2 protein-coding genes are annotated in these 2,593 nt (G+C 32.5%); one reads left to right on the forward strand and one right to left on the reverse strand.

The features are described from left to right. Positions 1 to 802 precede the first annotated feature (802 nt). Positions 803 to 1,282: a GyrI-like domain-containing protein gene (locus tag COC46_RS21810; RefSeq protein ID WP_141550952.1), complete on the reverse strand. Its 480-nt coding sequence runs from the start codon at positions 1,280 to 1,282 to the stop codon at positions 803 to 805. Between the two features lie 108 nt (positions 1,283 to 1,390). Here COC46_RS21810 and COC46_RS21815 point away from each other — a divergent pair, with 108 nt between their 5' ends. Next, complete coding sequence (locus COC46_RS21815) at positions 1,391 to 2,353, forward strand: helix-turn-helix transcriptional regulator (protein ID WP_098811988.1); 963 nt, start codon at positions 1,391 to 1,393, stop codon at positions 2,351 to 2,353. Positions 2,354 to 2,593: the final 240 nt, after the last annotated feature.

A 2,593-nucleotide genomic window follows, 5' to 3' on the forward strand; every position in this document is an offset into this window, starting at 1 on the left:
ACGTCGCCTGGTAAACAAAACATCAGCTATTAGGCTGATGTTTTTTGTATGTTTTGGCTATATAAATTTTTAGTGTTATTGTTAACTAAAATAATGTAGTTGTCTCAAAAAGATTTTTGTATTAGTAAATAGATTGCTATTGTTGCATAAAATTACCGGCAAAAAATCGATTAGTTTATTGAGCTATATGAAGATTACAAGAAATGATTTAATTTTCTTGAAGGCTCTGTTAATATTAATNNAAATTCGAGACTAATTGAAATGGAAGGTGCGAAGACTCCTATGGGAAATGCGGGAAACTTGAGACCCCGGAGGCTTGCTCAAGGGGGCTCAAGTCACGCCCTATGGAAAGCGAAGTACCTGGAATGGAAAATCAACATTCTTTTTTAACAGAGACATCCATACTAATGAAAATTCGCACCATGGCGCATGAAAATATTATGGTAATTTTCAGGGTAGCCTTCTTGAAAAAAGATGAGATCTACCGGTTACAGTGTAGATATACAATGTATAATAACCTTTATGATTTGAAGGATAGTTGGACAAGGGAATTGTAGAATGTTACATTTTGCTATGCATAAGGAGTATTTGCCAAATTAAAAACAAAATGGATTTTATTCAGCAGTTCCATAGTTGCAATTTTATATTTTCTATTGAATGTGTTAAAAAATAACTAAGGAGCTGATCAATGATCAGCTCCTATTTTACTATTTGATAATATATTTGAATAACAATGAAAAAATAGTAAGCATTCATAGAAGGAACCACAGGTTAAAAGTAATCTCTATTTATATAACTCTAATTATTTTCTAACTACAGGGATCCACATTTCACCAAATACTAAGCCGTTTCGATGACCCAACTCAACAGATGTATTTGGTCCACCAACATAGGCAAAATCCTTTGCTTCAGGTAAAACTTGACCAAAGGCAATACTAGTAAGTTTATTACTTAATTCTTCAGCTGTCGTACCTTCACCTTTTACAACTAGATATTCCCCTTTAGGGAATTGGATAACTCTAGATTCTCCTACTACAGATGCCTCTGTCATTACGCCAGCATAATGCATCATCTTGTTATTTACTGCTTCGTTCACTGTAAAAATGTAATCATTTGTAGCAATATTTTTTAAAGTTTCAAGTCTACCATCTTGTTTGATTGCATCCCAAAAATCTTCCTTTTCCTTATTTAGCCCTGCGTAATCTGTATAATGGCTTTTAAGTTCAATTCCAATCCCTAAAACGGTAAAGCTATCTTTTTCTTCTAATGTATAATTTGTCATATTCAATACCTTCCTTTTTTAAGTTTATCAAATGATTTGTCTTTTCATCTGATGAGTTTATAATAATCTTAAATAGTGTCAAAAAGTGATACTGTTTAGGAGGTGCAGATGAAAAAAGTTGAACGAATTAATACGATCATGCGATATATTAACAACCGCGCCAAGTTTACAATTTCAGAAGTCATGCAAGAATTTAACATCTCCCGATCAACGGCTCTAAGAGATATAAGAGAAATTGAAGAGATGGGGATGCCACTTGTTGCTGAAGTTGGGAGGGATGGGGGATATTTTGTCATGAGCAACTCTGTCCTGCCAACTGTTCGTTTTACAGATAATGAGATAAAGGCTCTATTTATTGCTTTTATGGCCACAAGAAATAAACAACTCCCGTATCTAAAGAGTCGACAATCTTTAGCAGAAAAATTACTTGGCCTAATCTCAGAAAACCAGCAGGATGATCTTGTTCTTTTAAATCAGATACTTCTTTTTGAAGGTACTAATCCTAAAAATCCCGACTTACTTGATTTATCAGATTTACCTCAACCAATGTTAGAAAGACTCATTGAAATCCTACTTTTGGATCGCTTTTTATTGATTACAATTAAAGAAGAACAGGAATCACTTTCTTATCCTATTTATCTTTTGCACCTTTATCATGACAAAGGGCTTTGGTCGATTGAAGGTTTTGACTTGTTGGACGAAAAGAAGAAGATTTTTTCAGTCGACGATCTAATAGATGTCATAATATACCCTACAAAAAAAAGATTAAGCAGAAAAAAGATTTTAGAAAAAATAAGTAAGCAAGATGAAATAATTAATCTTGTAATTGAACTTGGTCCAAAAGCAATTGCTCAGTTTAAAAAGTACCATCCTTTAATGCTCTCTATTTCTTATACAAGTCCTTACCAAACCACAGCCATTCTAAAAACATTTATAAATGTTGATAACCCTGGAGAATCGAACGAAATAACAAACTGGATACTTTTCCTAGGAGAAGATATAAAGTTAAAAGATGTACCAGAAAAAATTATGAAAGGTTTACAAGAGAGATTAAACTTATTCTGCCCATAAGTAGTCCCGTATAAAAAATACACTTTAGACCTTTTAATGAAAGGTCAATTCAAGCAGTTGGATATGTCAAAAAAGTTGAACTAGAATTCAACTGAATATAACTTCCTTCTTTATACTGCAGAGCAATTGCTATTAAAAATATCTATGAAAAAGTGTAGTTAATTCCTAGGTTAATTAATTTTATTAATTTTTTGTAAAGAAATGCTTGCAATCGATTGGGCAAGATGGTATATTTGTTTA

The organism is Bacillus sp. AFS041924 (genome assembly GCF_002577195.1).
Taxonomy (GTDB): domain Bacteria; phylum Bacillota; class Bacilli; order Bacillales; family Bacillaceae_G; genus Gottfriedia.

Excerpts from the sequence above, each read along its gene's own strand:
- COC46_RS21810 (WP_141550952.1), bottom strand. The coding sequence starts at position 1,282 with ATGACAAATTATACATTAGAAGAAAAAGATAGCTTTACCGTTTTAGGG.
- COC46_RS21815 (WP_098811988.1), top strand. The coding sequence starts at position 1,391 with ATGAAAAAAGTTGAACGAATTAATACGATCATGCGATATATTAACAAC.